The organism is Streptomyces sp. ML-6 (assembly GCF_030116705.1).
In the GTDB taxonomy this organism is placed as follows: domain Bacteria; phylum Actinomycetota; class Actinomycetes; order Streptomycetales; family Streptomycetaceae; genus Streptomyces.
Map to the genome: position 1 here is coordinate 2466066 of NZ_JAOTIK010000001.1, position 16651 is coordinate 2482716.

The following is a 16651-nucleotide window of genomic DNA, read 5'->3' on the forward strand; positions in this document are numbered from 1 at the left end:
CCCGGCCGGAAGGCTGGGCGCCATGACGTCCTCGGCGCCCGCCCCGTCCCGCATCCGCATCGGTTCGGCACCCGACTCGTGGGGGGTGTGGTTCCCCGACGACCCGCGGCAGGTGCCCTGGCGGCGCTTCCTCGACGAGGTCTCCGCGGCGGGTTACGAGTGGATCGAGCTCGGCCCGTACGGCTACCTCCCGACCGACCCGGCCCGCCTCGCCGAGGAGACCAGCCGCCGGGGGCTCACGGTTTCGGCCGGAACGGTTTTCACCGGATTGCACCACGGCCCGGGCGTCTGGGACCGGACCTGGGCGCATGTCGCCGACATCGCGGCACTCACCCGGGCGATGGGGGCCGGGCATCTGGTGGTCATCCCCTCGTTCTGGCGCGACGACCGGACGGGCGAGGTCCTGGAGGACCGCGAGCTCACGGCGGAGCAGTGGCGCGACCTCACCGCCCAGACGGAGCGGCTGGGCCGCGAGGTGCGGGACCGGTTCGGGCTGCGGATCGTCGTCCATCCGCACGCCGACACCCACATCGACACCGAGGAGAACGTCAGCCGCTTCCTCGACGCCACCGATCCCGACCTCGTCTCGCTCTGCCTCGACACCGGGCACTACGCCTACTGCGGCGGCGACAGCGTCGAGCTGATCGAGACCTACGGCGAACGGATCGGCTACCTGCACCTCAAGCAGGTGGATCCGCAGGTGCTGGCCCGGGTCGTGGCGGACGGGGTGCCGTTCGGGCCGGCCGTGGCCCGGGGCGTGATGTGTGAACCGCCGGGCGGGGTGCCCGCGCTGGAGCCGGTGCTCGCCGCGGCCCGGAAGCTGGACGTCGACCTCTTCGCCATCGTCGAGCAGGACATGTATCCGTGTCCGCCCGACCGGCCGTTCCCCATCGCCCGCCGCACCCGGGAGTTCCTCCGTTCCTGCGGCGGGCGTCGGGAGGGCGGGGAGCCTCGGGAGGGTGGCACGGCCCCTGACGGCGGCGGGGGGCCGGGCCGGGCTTCGGGCAGGCCGAACGATCCCGGGCAGTGACGTGGCGGCGGTGCGCGGCGATGCCCTCGGCGGGAAGCCGGTGCCCGGTTCCGGCGGGGCGCCGACGCCGTACGCCCCACCACCGCCCGGGGAACGACGCGCCGTGATCCGAAAGACGCCGTCGTCCCGCGGGGCGGCCGCGACCACCCCCGCCCTGACCACGGCCCTTCCGTCCGCCGCCCTCGCCCCGACCGGCCGGGGCACCCCGGCGGCCTGATCTCCGCCATCGGCCGGCAGACGTGCGCGGCCCTGCCGACCCTTCCGGCGGCCGAACGGGCGTTTTCGCTTCGCCGCGCCCGCGATCGGCACGCATCCCGCCGTCGCCGTGCTGCACTCGCTCCGGGACTCGGTGCCCGGCATCGCGATCCGGCCGGCCGCCAGGGTGACCGGGGCGGGCCCGGGCCGGATGCTCCTCGCCCAGGGATGCACGCCGATTCCCACTGCCGAGCGGGAGCACACGTTCACCCTCTTCCCGCTCTTCCCGGCTGGCGGCTTCATCGTGATCACGCCCATCGCACCGGCCCGGCCGCGCTCGCCGGCCCGGGGCGTGCGGGCCGCCGGGCCGAATCATCGACAGGGCTCGCATTAATACCCCCTAGGGGTATAGAGTGATGTTGTCGGGCCGCCGGGGAGTTCCGGAGGCGCCCGACACCGCAACCTTCCGCGTCCGTCGAAGAGGAGAACACCATGACCGCCGAGACCCAGCTCCCCCAGGCCACCGGCTCCTGCTGCTCGCCCACCGGTTCCTGCCACGACAGCGCGGACACCGACGCGCAGGCGGGCGCGGTGACCACCGTCTACCAGGTGTCCGGCATGACCTGCGGCCACTGCGAGGGCGCCATCTCCGAGGAGGTCTCCGGCATCGAGGGCGTCACCTCGGTGAAGGCCGTGGCCTCCACCGGCCTGGTGACCGTCACCTCCGAGGCCCCGCTGTCCGACGACGCCGTGCGCGCCGCCGTCGACGAGGCCGGCTACGAGCTCGTCGGCCGGGCCTGAGCATCCTCGGGCACCACCGACATACCGGATAACAACCGAATCACCCTCTTTGCCGTCGGCCGGACCCACCAGCAGATACTGGTGGGGCACGGCCCGGTCGGCATTTCAGGAGTTCGGACATGCACAGCGCAACAGCGGCCGAGACCCCGGCGGCGGAGAGTTCGCGGGCCGAACTCTCGATCGGCGGGATGACCTGCGCCTCCTGCGCGGCGCGCGTCGAGAAGAAGCTCAACCGGATGGACGGCGTCACCGCCACCGTCAACTACGCCACCGAGAAGGCCCGGGTCTCCTACGGTCCGGGGACCGGCCTCACGGATCTGATCGCCACGGTGGAGAGGACCGGTTACACGGCGCAGCCGGTGGACCACCCCGAAGCCGCCACCCCCGCCCCGCCTCCGGACGCCGGTACGGATGCCGGCGCCGACGCCCCCACCGGCGCCGAGAACGACACCGGCACGGGAACGGCCACCGGTACCAGCGCCGACGACGCCACCGGCATCGATACCGCCACCAGCACCAGCACCAGCACCAGCACCAGCACCAGCACCGAGGACGACGGCTCGGAAGAAGCCGGTTCGCTGCGGCGGCTGCGGCAACGGCTGATCGTCTCGGCCGTCCTCGCCGCCCCCGTCGTCGTGCTCGCGATGATCCCGGCCCTCCAGTTCGACCACTGGCAGTGGCTCTCGCTCACCCTCGCCGCTCCCGTCGTGATCTGGGGCGGGCTGCCCTTCCACCGGGCCGCCTGGACCAATCTCCGGCACGGCGCGGCCACCATGGACACCCTGGTCTCGCTCGGCACCCTGGCCGCCTTCGGCTGGTCGTTGTGGGCGCTGTTCCTGGGGGACGCGGGCATGCCCGGGATGCGGCACGGCTTCGACCTCACCGTCTCACGCACCGACGGCGCCTCCACCATCTATCTGGAGGTGGCCGCCGGCGTCATCACCTTCATCCTGCTGGGCCGCTACCTGGAGGCACGGTCCAAGCGGAAGGCGGGTTCCGCCCTGCGCGCGCTGATGCACCTGGGCGCCAAGGACGTCGCCGTCCTGCGGAACGGCGTGGAGGTGCGCGTTCCCGTCGGCCGGCTCTCCGTCGGCGACCGGTTCGTCGTCCGTCCCGGCGAGAAGATCGCCACCGACGGCACCGTCGTCGAGGGCGCCTCGGCCGTGGACACCGCCATGCTCACCGGCGAGTCCGTCCCCGTGGACGTGGGCGTCGGGGACTCCGTCACCGGGGCCACCGTGAACACCTCCGGCCGGCTCGTCGTGGAGGCCACCCGGGTCGGTGCCGACACCCAGCTGGCCCGGATGGCGAAACTCGTCGAGGACGCCCAGAGCGGCAAGGCCGCCGCCCAACGCCTCGCCGACCGGATCTCCGCCGTCTTCGTCCCCGTGGTGCTGCTGATCGCGCTGGCCACGCCGGCCGGATGGCTGCTCGCCACGGATGACGTGACCGCGGCGTTCACGGCGGCCGTGGCCGTACTGATCATCGCCTGCCCCTGCGCCCTGGGCCTGGCCACCCCCACCGCCCTCATGGTCGGCACCGGACGCGGCGCCCAGCTCGGCATCCTCATCAAGGGCCCCGAGGTCCTGGAGACCACCCGCCGCGTCGACACCATCGTCCTCGACAAGACCGGCACCGTCACCACCGGCCGCATGACCCTCCTCACCGTCCACACCACCGACACCACCACCGAGAACGACGTCCTGCGCCTCGCCGGCGCCCTCGAGCACGCCTCCGAGCACCCCATCGCCCAGGCCGTCGCCGCCGGAGCCGCCGAACGCACCGGCACCGCCCTCCCCACCCCCGAGGACTTCGCCAACATCGCCGGACTCGGCGTCCAGGGCGTCGTCGAGGGCCACGCCGTCCTCGTCGGCCGCGAACAGCTCCTCGCCGACGCGGGCATCGCCCTCCCCGGCGCGCTGTCCGACGCCGTCGCGGACGCGGCGGCCCAGGGGCGTACGGCCATCGCGGTCGCCCGGGACGGCGAGGCACTCGGTGTCCTCACCGTGGCCGACCGGATCAAGGAATCCAGCGCGGAGGCCGTCGCGGAGTTCCGCGCCCTGGGCCTCCACCCCGTCCTGCTGACCGGCGACAGCCGCGCCGTGGCCGAGGCCGTGGCCCGTGCCGTCGGGATCGACGAGGTCCACGCCGAGGTGCTCCCCGAGGAGAAGGTGCACGTCATCGAGCAGATCCGGGCCGAGGGCCGTTCGGTCGCCATGGTCGGCGACGGGGTCAACGACGCGGCCGCGCTCGCCACCGCCGACCTCGGTCTGGCGATGGGCACCGGCACGGACGCCGCGATCGAGGCGAGCGACCTCACGCTGGTTCGTGGAGATCTCAAGGTGGCCGCCGACGCGATCCGGCTCTCCCGGCGCACCCTGAGCACTATCAGAAGCAACCTTTTCTGGGCATTCGGCTACAACGTCGCCGCCCTACCCCTTGCGGCATTTGGCCTGCTCAACCCTATGATTGCTGGAGCGGCGATGGCGTGCTCATCGGTCTTCGTCGTGACGAACAGCCTGCGGTTGCGCGCCTTCACCTAATTTCCACAAAGAGATCCAGATCACATGGATTTCAGGGTAACCATCCGGCGGGTTCGTGAGTCTAAGAGTGCGATGCCAAGGATGTCTTGGGGGACGTCCGCGGAGTGTCTTGGGGGACGCTCCGGGCAAGCGTTGGCCGGGGCACGTGCACCGGGGAGCTTTGAGCGGCCCTCCCGTGCGTACGTACCCCGGCAGATCGCACGAGCAGTACGGCACCACAGCAGTACGGCACCACACGCAGTACAGCGGTACCCGCAGTACGAGTGAAGAACGACGCAGTTCGCTGCGGTCGAGGAGCACCCAGGAGCTTCGGCTCCCGCAGACGCCCGGCCGGATCCCGTGGGGGGAATCCGCTCCGGGACATGGGAAGCGCCTCGCTGTCGGCCCGTGGGGGGATCGATGGCGAGGCGCTTCTCTCTGTCCGGCGCGGCGTTCCGCCGGGAGCCTGTCCGGCCGCGGTGTTCCGCCGGGAACGCGGATCGCCCCGAACACCGCGCTCTGTGCGAAAGCGCGGTACGCGGGGCGAAGTCGACCGGCCGCCGTGACGGCCGGGGGTCGTGCGGGGGTGTGGTGGGCTCAGCGGCTCTCGACCGGAACGAAGTCGCGCAGGACCTCACCGGTGTAGATCTGGCGCGGGCGGCCGATGCGGGAACCCGGCTCCTTGATCATCTCGTGCCACTGGGCGATCCAGCCCGGCAGGCGGCCGATCGCGAAGAGCACGGTGAACATCTCGGTCGGGAAGCCCATGGCCCGGTAGATGAGACCCGTGTAGAAGTCCACGTTCGGGTAGAGGTTGCGCGAGACGAAGTACTCGTCGGAGAGCGCGTGCTCCTCCAGCTTCAGCGCGATGTCCAGCAGCTCGTCGGACTTGCCGAGCGCGGACAGCACGTCGTGGGCCGCGGCCTTGATGATCTTGGCGCGCGGGTCGAAGGACTTGTAGACGCGGTGGCCGAAGCCCATCAGCCGGACGCCGTCCTCCTTGTTCTTCACCTTGCGGATGAAGGAGTCCACGTCGCCGCCGTTGGCCTGGATGCCCTCGAGCATCTCCAGCACCGACTGGTTGGCGCCACCGTGCAGCGGGCCCCACAGCGCCGAGATGCCGGCGGAGATCGAGGCGAACATGTTCGCCTGCGAGGAGCCGACCAGACGCACGGTGGAGGTCGAACAGTTCTGCTCGTGGTCCGCGTGCAGGATGAGCAGCTTGTCGAGCGCGGAGACGACGACCGGGTCCAGGTCGTACTCCTGGGCGGGGACCGAGAAGGTCATGCGCAGGAAGTTCTCGACGTACCCGAGGTCGTTGCGCGGGTAGACGAAGGGGTGGCCGATCGACTTCTTGTAGGCGTACGCCGCGATCGTCGGCAGCTTGGCCAGCAGCCGGATCGTCGAGAGGTGGCGCTGCTCCTCGTCGAACGGGTTGTGGCTGTCCTGGTAGAACGTGGACAGCGCGCTGACGACCGAGGACAGCATGGCCATCGGGTGGGCGTCGCGCGGGAAGCCGTCGAAGAAGCGCTTGACGTCCTCGTGCAGCAGCGTGTGCTGGGTGATCTCGTTCTTGAAGGCCGACAGCTCGTCGACCTTGGGAAGCTCACCGTTGATGAGCGTGTACGCGACCTCCAGGAACGTCGAGCGCTCGGCGAGCTGCTCGATGGGGTAGCCGCGGTAGCGGAGGATGCCCTGCTCACCGTCGAGGTAGGTGATGGCGGATTTATAGGCTGCGGTGTTGCCGTATCCGCTGTCCAGTGTCACCAGACCGGTATTGGCCCGGAGCTTCCCGATGTCGAAGCCCTTGTCGCCGACGGTGCTGTCGATCACCGGGTAGGTGTACTCGCCGTCGCCGTACCGCAGTACTACAGAGTTGTCGCTCACGTCATCCCTCACCGACGTAGTGCCTCTTCTTCGAGGTTCCCTGACTGTCTCCACCCTCCCCCATTTGGCTCAGGAGAGTGCACTCGGGGTCGTCCATTGGACCTACTCGCGGCACTCAGTGCCGCGAGCCTACTCATCCTGCCCCCTTGCTTCCGGTTCCGGAAGGGCTGCGTGATGTTTCCCACCGATTTGATCGATCATTTTTCCGTCGATCCTCCGCCCGCGCCCCCCGACAGCCGGTAATCCAGCGCCGTACAGCGCCTGCCCGCGGAAACCGTGCGGACCGCCTGGCCGATCGCCTGCCGGGAGCCGACCAGCACGACCAGCTTCTTCGCCCTGGTCACCGCGGTGTACAGCAGGTTCCGCTGGAGCATCATCCAGGCGCTCTTGGTCACGGGGATGACGACCGCCGGGTACTCGCTGCCCTGGGAGCGGTGGATCGTCATCGCGTACGCGTGGGCCAGCTCGTCCAGTTCGTCGAAGTCGTAGCCGATCTCCTCGTCCTCGTCGGTGAGGACCGTCAGTGTCTGTTCGTCCGGGTCGAGGGCGGTGACGACGCCGACCGTGCCGTTGAAGACGCCGTTCTCCCCCTTGTCGTAGTTGTTCCTGATCTGGGTGACCTTGTCGCCGACCCGGAAGACCCGGCCGCCGAACCGCTTCTCGGGGAGGCTCGGGCGGCCCGGGGTGATGGCCTGCTGGAGGAGCCCGTTGAGCGTGCCCGCCCCGGCCGGTCCGCGGTGCATCGGGGCGAGGACCTGGACGTCCCGGCGCGCGTCCAGCCCGAACTTGGCCGGAATGCGGCGGGCCGCGACGTCCACCGCGAGCACCCCGGCGTCCTCCGTCTCGTCCTCCACGAAGAGGAAGAAGTCCTTGAGGCCCTGGGTGAGGGGCGGGATCCCGGAGTTGATCCGGTGCGCGTTGGTGACGACGCCGGACTGCTGGGCCTGGCGGAAGATCGTGGTGAGCCGGACGGCGGGTACGGGGCTGCCGGCGGCGAGCAGATCGCGCAGCACCTCCCCCGCGCCGACCGACGGCAGCTGGTCGACGTCTCCGACGAGCAGCAGATGGGCGCCGGGCGCCACCGCCTTCAGCAGCTTGTTGGCGAGCAGCAGGTCCAGCATCGACGCCTCGTCGACGACGACCAGATCGGCGTCCAGCGGGCGTTCCCGGTCGTACGCGGCGTCGCCGCCCGGTTTCAGTTCGAGCAGCCGGTGCACGGTGGACGCCTCGGCGCCGGTCAGCTCGGACAGCCGCTTGGCCGCCCGTCCGGTCGGCGCGGCCAGCACCACCTTGGCCTTCTTGGCCCGCGCCAGCTCCACGATCGACCGGACGGTGAACGACTTCCCGCAGCCGGGGCCACCGGTCAGCACGGCGACCTTCCGGGTGAGCGCGAGCCGGACCGCCGCCTCCTGCTCGGGCGCCAGATCCGCCCCCGTGCGCTTCGCGAGCCAGGCCAGCGCCTTGTCCCAGTCCACGTCCGCGAAGGCCGGCAGCCGCTCGTCAGGGGTCCGCAGCAGCCGCTGCACCTGGGCGGCGAGGGCGACCTCGGCACGGTGGAAGGGCACCAGGTAGACGGCGGTGACCGGCTCGCCGCCCTCGGGCGACGGCACCTTCTCCCGTACGACGCCCTCCGGGTCCTCGGCCAGTTCGGCGAGGCACTCGATGACCAGGCCCGTGTCGACCTGGAGGAGCTTCACCCCGTCCGCGATCAGCCGCTCCTCGGGAAGGAAGCAGTGCCCCTGGTCGGTGGACTGCGACAGCGCGTACTGGAGACCGGCCTTGACCCGCTCCGGGCTGTCGTGCGGGATGCCGACGGCCTGGGCGATCTTGTCGGCGGTGAGGAAGCCGATGCCCCAGACGTCGGCGGCCAGCCGGTAGGGCTGGTTCTTCACGACGGAGATCGACGCGTCCTCGTACTTCTTGTAGATGCGGACGGCGATGGAGGTGGAGACCCCGACCCCCTGGAGGAAGACCATCACTTCCTTGATCGCCTTCTGTTCCTCCCAGGCGGCGGCGATCATCTTCGTCCGCTTGGGCCCGAGGCCGGGCACCTCGATCAGCCGCTTCGGCTCCTGCTCGATGATGTCGAGGGTGTCGACCCCGAAGTGCGTGGTGATCCGGTCCGCCATGACCGGGCCGATGCCCTTGATCAGGCCGGAGCCGAGGTAGCGGCGGATGCCCTGGACAGTGGCGGGCAGGATCGTCGTGTAGTTCTCGACGGTGAACTGCTTGCCGTACTGCGAGTGCGAGCTCCAGCGGCCTTCCATGCGCAGCGATTCACCGGGCTGCGCACCGAGCAGCGAACCGACCACGGTGAGCAGGTCGTTGGCACCGCGACCGGTGTCGACGCGCGCGACCGTGTATCCGTTCTCCTCGTTGGCGTACGTGATCCGTTCGAGTACGCCTTCCAGAACGGCCATGTTCGGCTTGGGGGGCGTGGCGGACGTGGTGGACATGGGTGCGACGGTACCGGGCGGAACCGACAGCGGGTGGGCCACGCCGGAAGCTGACATGCACCGAGCCCACGACACCCCGTAACACTCGGTGTTATCGTGACCGTATGGCTACCGAGCGCTTTTCGATCAGCATGCCGTCCGAGGTTCGCGACCGGATCAGAGAGCACGCCGCAGACGCCGGACTCGATGTTTCCACATTCCTCACGATCGCCGCACAAGCCCAGATGGACCAGCAGGACCGTGTCCGGAGGATTTTCAGGCCGTTCGAGGAGGCGCGCGCGGAGGCCGAGGAGAATGCCGGCACCGGCACCTGGGCCGGTGACGAGATCGAGTTGACCGGGGATGAACGGGCGGAGGTTGCCGCGATCCTCGGCCGCCCTTCCCGCGACGAGGCCGCCTCGTGAACGTAGTCGTCTACGACACCGGCATGTTGATGGCGCTGGTGAGCCAGAACCGTCGGGCACACGTCCTGCACAAGGGTTTCGTCGCAGCCGGCGGACACCGACCGATCATCCCTGGTCCCGCCCTCTCGCAGGCCTGGCGGACAAGCCCGAAGACCGCCTACGAGTGGAAGCGAATCCTCGCCGACGTGGTCGTGTACCCAGGAACCAGGGCCCGCTTCCCCGTGGACCAGGTGCCCAATTGCCTTCCCTGTGCGGGGGGCATGACCATCGAGAACTGGAAAACGATCGGCGACATGATCGGCACGGCCGCGCTACCGCCCAAGAAACGTCCCGACCCGGTGGATGCGCTGGCCGTCTTCGTCGCAGCCGCCCACGGCGGAGGCGCCGTGCTGACCTCCGACACCGACGACATCAAGGCGTACGCCGCCACACTGCCCGGAGCCGATGTCTCGGCCGTGGCCATCTGACGGGCGAGTCCACCTGGCCGTAACGGTGCCCGTGGCTGCAACGGCCCGTGCCGGGAACGGTCGGCCGACCACTGCCGTGATCGAGCGTCGGCGCTTCGGGGTGAGGCGCCGCCCGGGAAATCCGTCGGGCGCTGAGCGGGTGCCGCGCCTGGCCGGGGCCGCGTCACCTCGGCACGTTCGGTGCCTACTCGTCGAGTACGTGCGCCATCGCCAGGGCGATGCGGTCGATCCAGTTGATCGCATCCGTGACGTCGGGCTCGGTGATGGGGCGCCGTTGCTTGAGGTCTCCGGCCACCAGATCCGCGTCGTGCGCGATCTTGTTGCGGCGGGTGGTGATGCTCATGAACTGCGCCTTCAGCGTCTTGTCCGTGTACGCGGTGCGACCCCCCTGCCAGGTGTTGATCTGCGCGGCTGCGCCCTGCCAGACGTTCTTCTCGGTGACGAGCCTCAGTACGTCGGAGATGGCGCGCGGATTCTGGAGTGAGGCGTTGCCCCACCTCTCCTTGACATGCTCGACGACCACCTCGGCCAGCGTGACATCACCACGCTGCACGGCCTCGACCCGGTGCAGAGGGATCTCGTAGTTGCGAAGCTGGAGCGGCATCTCGGGGCTGTCCTTGGCCGCCAGTTCGGCGACGCGGCGGAAGAGCTCCTCATGGAACCAGTGGTCGATGGCCGCCACGGCCTGCACCCAGGCGGCACGGTAGAAGTCGTCGACATCGACCGTCCCCGGCTGGAACGGAGCCAGATACCGCCCCGCGTCGACCATCTTGCGGGCGTAGGCGAGGTTCGTGGTGAACGCCTCGAACTGGCTGGTCTGCGGCCTGGGAATGGCCATCGTTGAGCCCCCGTACTGTCACATGTTCTCTGAGCTGCATGAACAGGTTTGGTGACAGCCCGGGAGCCCGTCAAGCGGCTTGTGGACTCATCGGATGTCGATGTCCGGTTCTCGATGCCTGAGCCCGTCGGTGTCCGGAACGGACCCACTCGCGTTCAGTCGCGAACCCCGGCTCTCGGCGACTGCCTTGACCTCCCGCAGCGACTCGCTCAACCGGCTGGCCAGGAAGTGGAGCTCCGGCCCCGTGACGCTCTGGTCCGCCAGCAGTTCGGCGGCGTGGCCGAGCAGATCGTCCGCCATGCCGAGTTGGACGCTCTCGATGCCGTCGGCCATCCGTGACACGTAGCCGGTACCGTCCCCCAGGACGTAACTCGGCTTGCCCTCCGCCCCCGTCCAGGGCAGCAGCCTGAACGTGTGGTGCTGGGGCCGCTCCGCGTTCACGCGGCAACCTCCGCTCCGAAGGCGGGCCGGGGACCGATGTCCACACCGTGCACGGCGAGCCACAGCGTGCGCCGCCGACGTCGGGCCTCGGCCATCTGCCGCTCGTGCGCCACGAGATACGGACGGACCAGTGGGCTGTCCTCGCCGCGCGGCGGACGCTCACCGGTACGGCGGGCGGTAGGACCGGCCGCGTACACGCAGGAGCAGGGATGGACGGTGGCGGGGCCTGGGCACACCAGCCGCCTCAGCGACTCGGTGACCCGGCGGACGAGATTCTTCATGTCGGTGTGCTCTCCCTCTGAATACCCACGAACGGATGCGCTCTGTGCCGAACTCATCACAGAGTGGGGTCGGGCGTGGCTACGCTCCAGGGGGTCGGGGATGACAGCGCGTCCGTCAAGACGGGGAGTTGAAGCGCATGGGGACGAAGCGAAGGCCTCGTACACCTCGGGAGAAGTACGGCGAGGAGCTGAAGTTACGGCGTATCGCGGCGGGGCTGACGCAGGAGGCGCTGGGCGAGGTGGTGGTCTGCTCGCCCACGCTGATCAGTCATTACGAGGCGGGACGGCGACTACCTAACCCGGAGGATGCGCAGCGGATCGACCGGGCGCTGGGGACCGACGGGTTCTTCGCCCGGTGGCTGGAGGACCTGGACTCGAAGTTCGCCCAGCACTTCGCGCCCGTGGCGGAGTTGGAGCGACAGGCCACCGAAGTGCGCCTGTACGGGTTGTCGCTGATCCCCGGGCTGCTCCAGACCGGCCCGTACGCCCGCGCCGTCTTCGAGGCGTTCAGCACCAACTATCAGCCGGACGAGCTTGACACGTTCGTCGTCAACCGCCTGGAGCGTGGCCGGATGCTCGCGGAGTCGGCGCGTCCGGTCGTCTGGGCGCTGCTCGACGAAGCGTCCCTCCGACGGCGCGTCGGTGGCCCGCAGGTCATGGCGGAACAGTTGCGCAAGATCGCCGACATGGCCGCCTCCGGGCGCCTGCGTCTGCACGTACTGCCCTTCGCCGTGGGGGCCCACGCGCTCATGGAGAGCGCGCTCTATGTGCTCGAATTCGCGGACGGCCCTCCTCTCGCGTACGTAGAGGGCCTTCAGACCGGAAATCTGATGGATGATCCGGCGTTGGTGGCCGCCTGCCAGGCGTCCTACACTCTCGCCCTGAGTGACGCGGCGTCCCAACGGGCTTCGATCGATCTCATTCGGGCCATCGCAGAGGAGCACGAGAATGCACAGCAGCAACCGCCCCTACGCTGACTCCCAGTCCCTGACCGGGTGGTTCAAGTCCAGTTACAGCGGAGGCTCCAACGGGGACTGCCTCGAAGCCGCCCGCGGCTACGCCTCCGTCCCCGTCCGTGACAGCAAGGCTGCCGACGGGCCCGCCGTCGTTTTCTCCGCCGACGGCTGGGCATCGTTCGTCGGCGCGGTCAAGAGCGGCCGCTTCGACGCCTGAGCGACATCACATCCCGGCGAACCCGCGCTCACCACAGCCAGGTTCGCCGGGGCACCGTCACGCGCGGGACAGAAACGCCTCTCGCAGTTCCTGGTGCCGGAGGAGCCCGAGGATCTCCTCCTCGCCGCTGAACAGCAGATCCGCGGCCGGATGGCCGGACTGGTGGAACATCCCGGCGAGAACGTCCGCGAGCGGGCGGTCCCAGGCCACCCGGACGACTTTCGCAGCCCTGTCGTGCTGCCCCCGGTCCGTGGCGATGCGCCACAACTCGATCGACTGCTTGGCGGTCTCGTAAGCCGTTCGCCGCCCATCGACGAGGACACCGCGTGAGTTGAGTCCGAACACGTCTATGCACGCCTCGCCTTGGGGCGTCAGGCCCTTGTACGTGCACAGCGGCAGCACCAGCCGCAGGTGGTCCAGGGGGTCTTCGAGTGTGGGGTCGACAAGGAGCGGGCTGCCGTCCTCCTCGGACCGGGGAAAGGCATTCCTCTTCTGGTTGCTGTTGCAGTACGCACAGGCCAGTAAGTGGTTGAGCCACTCGAAGGTACGCGTCGGAGCGAGGCTCTTCGGCTCGAAGTGGTCGATGTCCGTGCCCTGGCTGTCCCCGCAGTACATGCAGCGCGGATGGCCTGGCGCCATGTCGGCGAGGGTGGCCAGCAGGCCGTCGCGTACATGCCTGCGGACCGTGGTGTGGGACCACAGCTCGGCCGCCTTGGCCTTGCGGCCGCTCTCAGCCGTCTTCTCGATCTGCCGGGTGTACGTCCTGAGGTGTGCCGTTGTATCCGGTGGCAGATCGGCACGTTCCAGCCGGATCACTCCGTCTCGCCGCCTTCTCCGTCCTCGATCTCTCCGGCGATGCGGTGGAGTTGGACGGACATCTCCTGGACACGCGTCGCCGGGGAGCTGCTGAGCAGGTGCTTGAGCTCCTGGTACCGCTCGACCGTGTGCGGTGACGTGTCTCCCTCGTACACCTTGGACTCCAGCGCGACGAATTCGGCGCGGGCGTGCTCGGCCCGCTCGGAGTACGGGGTGTCGAGGCCGAAGAGATCGGACAGGACCGCGTCATCACCACTGCCGTAGACGACCCGCTCGTACAGCTCCTCCGGTACGACCTCGGGCGCGGCGTCCTCGTCCGCACCCGGCAGCCGGATCAGACCGCCCGGATCGGCGGCCTGGCAGATGTACGGGCTGTGGGTCGTGACGATGAACTGGATGTTCGGAAAGTGTGTGGTCAGCCAGGGGCCGATGCGGCGCTGCCAGGAGACATGGAGGTGCGCATCGATCTCATCGATGATCACCACCCCTGGCGCCCTGCCCAGGTCAACCGGAAAGTCACCGAACGTGTCGTGCATCTGCTTGAGGATGTCCACGACGAGGGCCGCGACCGCGCGGAACCCGTCACTCATCTGCCTCAGTGGGTACCGACGGCCATTCCGCTCGACCCACAGACCCTCGGAGTCCACATCCGCGATCCGGTATCCGTCCGGCAAGAGGCCGTCCTGCAAAATGTTCAGCGCCGCCCATTTGAGCTCAGCAGCGCCCTCGTGCCCTTCAAACGCCCGCAAGTGCTGTGCGGTCAGCCAGGCAACCCCTTCGGTGAGGGCAACCTCTGTGTGAAAAAGGCTCGCTTGTCTGGCTACCGGCCCGGAGGCAAGCATGAGCCTCTGAACGTCGGCAGACCCGCCCGACAACCGCCGGAACGGCCCGTACCCCGCGCAGAACCATCCCTCCGGGTTGTCCGCCCATGGGCCGTTCCGGGCGGCCGGGTTGTCCTGCGTCTCGGGATACTTGATCTCTGCGAGAGCCGGCTTCCCACGTCTACGTCCGAGTGACCGTCTGTCGAATGACCTCGTGTCCGGGCTGACCCACCGGAGGCCCGCCCGGAAGGCATCGCTCATCACCTCCGGCGTGCCAAAACCGTCGAAGTGGGGGTCCCTGACGATGGCGACCTCCGCACGGCCCTCAAATGCGTCCCACGTGACCCAGTCCTCGAAGTCCTGAACCAGCCCCAGGGCGGGCACCGGCCCGCTCAGGGCGAGGGCCAGGGCGCGGAGCAGCGTCGTCTTGCCTGCCCCGTTGCGCCCCGCGAGCACCGTCCAGCCGGCGTGCGAGCCGTCCGGCCGGCTCAGCACCAGGTCCACGGTGCGCGGGCCCTGGAACGGCCCGATGTTCTCGATGGCCACGCGGGAGACGTACATGGGGGCGGGTTCCGTCCGATGTGAGAGGTGCGGGCTATTCCGGTTCCGCGTCGGCCGGGACCTCGCCGCCCAGTGCTTCGGCGATCGCCGCGAACTCGCTGAGAGCCGCCTGGAGGTCCTGGACGATCTCGGCGGCGATCACCTCGGGGGGCAGGAGACTGTCCGCATCCTCAAGGGCCGGGTCCTTCATCCAGGTGAGGTCGAGGTTGACCTTGTCGCGCTTGACCAGTTCCTCGTACGTGTACGCCTTGAAGCGGCCGCCGTCCTCGGCGGAGGTGTCCACACGGTCGGCGGGCTTCTCGCCGTACGCCTGGACGAACTCCTCCAGGTCCGCCCGGGTCAGCGGGCGCTGCTTGAGGGTGAAGTGCTTGGCCGTGCGGAGGTCGTAGACCCAGACCTTGGTGGTGTGCGGCTTGCCGTCCGCGCGTGGGGTCTTCTTGTCGAAGAAGAGGACGTTGGCCTTCACGCCGCCCGCGTAGAAGATGCCGGTGGGCAGGCGCAGGATCGTGTGCAGGTCGAACTCGTCGAGCAGGCGTCGGCGGATCTTCTCGCCCGCGCCGCCCTCGAAGAGGACGTTGTCGGGGAGGACGACGGCAGCGCGACCGTCGATGGCTGTCAGCGACATGATGTGCTGGAGGAAGTTGAGCTGCTTGTTGGTGGTGGTGGCGCGGAAGTCGTCGCGGTCGTAGGAGATGTCCTCCTTTTCCGCCTTGCCTTCCGAGCCGATCACGGTGATCGCGGACTTCTTGCCGAAGGGCGGGTTGGCGAGGACGAGTGACGCGTGCTTGCCGCTCGGCTTTGTGGCGAGCGCGTCGCCGACGTCGATCAGGCTCTTGCCCTCGCTGCTGCCAATGCCGTGGAGCAGGAGGTTCATCGCGGCGAGGCGGGCGGTGCCGGGGACGAGTTCGTTGCCCCAGATCTTGCCGTCACCGAGGGCGAGGCGCTGCTCGCGGGTGAGGTCCTTCATGTGGTGCTTGCGGATGTAGGAGTGCGCGGCGATGAGGAAGCCGCCGGTTCCGCAGGCGGGGTCGGTGATGGTGTCCTCGGGGCGGGGACGCATCACCTCGACGATCGCGTCGATGAGCGGGCGAGGCGTGAAGTACTGGCCGGCTCCGGTCTTGGTGTCCTCCGCGCCCTTGGCGAGCAATCCCTCGTAGGCGTCGCCCTTGAGGTCCGCGTCTCCGACAGTCCAGTCCTGCTTGCCGATGAGGTCGACGACGAGCTTTTCGAGCAGGGCGGGCTCGGTGATCCGGTTCTGGGCCTTGGCGAAGATGGTGCCGAGGGTGGTGCCGGGGCGGGTGCCGAGGGCGTCGAGGACGTTGCGGTAGTGGAGTTCGAGCGCCTGGCCCTTCTTGCTGGCGAGGGACTTCCAGTCGTACGCCTTCGGCACGATCTCGGCGGCGTCCGCCTCGGAGAAGGGGTCGTCGTTGATCTCGTCGACCATCTTGAGGAAGAGGAGGTACGAGAGCTGCTCGACGTACTCGATGGTGGAGAGGCCGTTGTCGCGGAGGACGTTGCAGTAGTTCCAGAGCTTGGCGACCAGGGTGTTGGTCTGGGCGGCCGCCTGCGGGGCGAGCACGATGTTGTCTTCGACGGGGGCGGGGCGGGGGCCCTGGTCGGGGGTGGCGGTGGACGCGGGCGCGGTCACAGGTCGAACTCCTGCTGTACGGCGTGGGTGGGGGCGGGGGTGGGTTCCGGCGCGGGCGCGGTTGTGGCGGGGGCCTTTGCCTTGCGGGGCGCAGCGGGGGTGCGGCGGGTGCGCTTCGCCTTGGGCTGGGCGGCGCGGTCGGCCTGGATGCGGGCGAGGAGAGCGGTGGCGGGTTCGTCGGTGGGGTCTTGGGGAAGAAGCCCGCCATCGAAGGCACGGGCCAGGATGGCTTGCCGGAGGTGCCCCGCCCGCGTCAACGATTGAGACACCACTGTCCCCGCCCGTGCCACCGAATCCCTCCACTCCGCCA

General features: G+C 69.3%; 16 protein-coding genes. 7 read left to right on the forward strand and 9 right to left on the reverse strand.

What is annotated here, in order from left to right:
- Positions 1 to 22: 22 nt before the first annotated feature.
- From OCT49_RS10685 to OCT49_RS10695, 3 genes are all read left to right on the forward strand, one after another.
- A complete protein-coding gene (locus OCT49_RS10685; protein WP_283851649.1) occupies positions 23 to 1030 on the forward strand; it encodes a sugar phosphate isomerase/epimerase family protein in 1008 nt (335 codons plus the stop codon).
- A 687-nt stretch (positions 1031 to 1717) separates the two neighbouring features.
- Positions 1718 to 2026 carry a heavy-metal-associated domain-containing protein gene (locus OCT49_RS10690; protein WP_283851650.1) on the forward strand — a complete coding sequence of 103 codons (309 nt, stop codon included), beginning with the start codon at positions 1718 to 1720 and terminating at the stop codon, positions 2024 to 2026.
- 119 nt (positions 2027 to 2145) lie between these two features.
- A complete protein-coding gene (locus OCT49_RS10695) occupies positions 2146 to 4569 on the forward strand; it encodes a heavy metal translocating P-type ATPase (protein ID WP_283851651.1) in 2424 nt (807 codons plus the stop codon).
- Positions 4570 to 5145: 576 nt separating this feature from the next.
- On the opposite strand, the gene OCT49_RS10700 is transcribed toward OCT49_RS10695, so the two are convergent.
- Complete coding sequence (locus OCT49_RS10700; RefSeq protein ID WP_283851652.1) at positions 5146 to 6435, reverse strand: citrate synthase; 1290 nt, start codon at positions 6433 to 6435, stop codon at positions 5146 to 5148.
- Between the two features lie 197 nt (positions 6436 to 6632).
- A complete protein-coding gene (recD2, locus tag OCT49_RS10705) occupies positions 6633 to 8891 on the reverse strand; it encodes an SF1B family DNA helicase RecD2 (protein ID WP_283851653.1) in 2259 nt (752 codons plus the stop codon).
- 104 nt (positions 8892 to 8995) lie between these two features.
- On the opposite strand from recD2, the gene OCT49_RS10710 reads away from it, so the two are divergent.
- Positions 8996 to 9295, forward strand: a complete 300-nt coding sequence (locus OCT49_RS10710; RefSeq protein WP_283851654.1) for a hypothetical protein — start codon at positions 8996 to 8998, stop codon at positions 9293 to 9295.
- On the forward strand, positions 9292 to 9762 hold the full coding sequence (locus OCT49_RS10715; RefSeq protein ID WP_283851655.1) for a hypothetical protein: 471 nt from the start codon (positions 9292 to 9294) through the stop codon (positions 9760 to 9762). The genes OCT49_RS10710 and OCT49_RS10715 overlap by 4 nt, the downstream gene beginning before the upstream one ends.
- Before the next feature lie 184 nt (positions 9763 to 9946).
- On the opposite strand, the gene OCT49_RS10720 is transcribed toward OCT49_RS10715, so the two are convergent.
- The 3 genes from OCT49_RS10720 to OCT49_RS10730 form a co-directional block, all read right to left on the reverse strand.
- Positions 9947 to 10600 (reverse strand): hypothetical protein, encoded by a 654-nt coding sequence (locus OCT49_RS10720; RefSeq protein WP_283851656.1) that lies wholly within the window; start codon positions 10598 to 10600, stop codon positions 9947 to 9949.
- An 87-nt stretch (positions 10601 to 10687) separates the two neighbouring features.
- Positions 10688 to 11041 carry a hypothetical protein gene (locus tag OCT49_RS10725; RefSeq protein ID WP_283851657.1) on the reverse strand — a complete coding sequence of 118 codons (354 nt, stop codon included), beginning with the start codon at positions 11039 to 11041 and terminating at the stop codon, positions 10688 to 10690.
- Positions 11038 to 11322, reverse strand: coding sequence for a hypothetical protein (locus tag OCT49_RS10730; protein WP_283851658.1), 285 nt, complete (start codon positions 11320 to 11322; stop codon positions 11038 to 11040). The genes OCT49_RS10725 and OCT49_RS10730 overlap by 4 nt, the downstream gene beginning before the upstream one ends.
- A gap of 137 nt (positions 11323 to 11459) precedes the next feature.
- Here OCT49_RS10730 and OCT49_RS10735 point away from each other — a divergent pair, with 137 nt between their 5' ends.
- A complete protein-coding gene (locus OCT49_RS10735) occupies positions 11460 to 12299 on the forward strand; it encodes a helix-turn-helix domain-containing protein (protein ID WP_283851659.1) in 840 nt (279 codons plus the stop codon).
- Entirely contained in the window at positions 12271 to 12495 is a 225-nt protein-coding gene (locus OCT49_RS10740; RefSeq protein ID WP_283851660.1) for a DUF397 domain-containing protein, read from the forward strand. Before OCT49_RS10735 ends, OCT49_RS10740 begins: the two co-directional genes overlap by 29 nt.
- 57 nt (positions 12496 to 12552) lie before the next feature.
- On the opposite strand, the gene OCT49_RS10745 is transcribed toward OCT49_RS10740, so the two are convergent.
- The 4 genes from OCT49_RS10745 to OCT49_RS10760 form a co-directional block, all read right to left on the reverse strand.
- The gene (locus OCT49_RS10745; protein WP_283851661.1) at positions 12553 to 13311 is read right to left on the reverse strand and encodes an HNH endonuclease; all 759 of its coding nucleotides are present in this window, start codon (positions 13309 to 13311) and stop codon (positions 12553 to 12555) included.
- Positions 13308 to 14678: an AAA family ATPase gene (locus tag OCT49_RS10750; protein ID WP_502963356.1), complete on the reverse strand. Its 1371-nt coding sequence runs from the start codon at positions 14676 to 14678 to the stop codon at positions 13308 to 13310. Before OCT49_RS10750 ends, OCT49_RS10745 begins: the two co-directional genes overlap by 4 nt.
- Positions 14679 to 14727: 49 nt before the next feature.
- Positions 14728 to 16272, reverse strand: a complete 1545-nt coding sequence (locus OCT49_RS10755) for a class I SAM-dependent DNA methyltransferase (RefSeq protein WP_283855748.1) — start codon at positions 16270 to 16272, stop codon at positions 14728 to 14730.
- A 65-nt stretch (positions 16273 to 16337) separates the two neighbouring features.
- Positions 16338 to 16610 (reverse strand): hypothetical protein, encoded by a 273-nt coding sequence (locus OCT49_RS10760; protein ID WP_283851663.1) that lies wholly within the window; start codon positions 16608 to 16610, stop codon positions 16338 to 16340.
- Between the last annotated feature and the right edge of the window lie 41 nt (positions 16611 to 16651).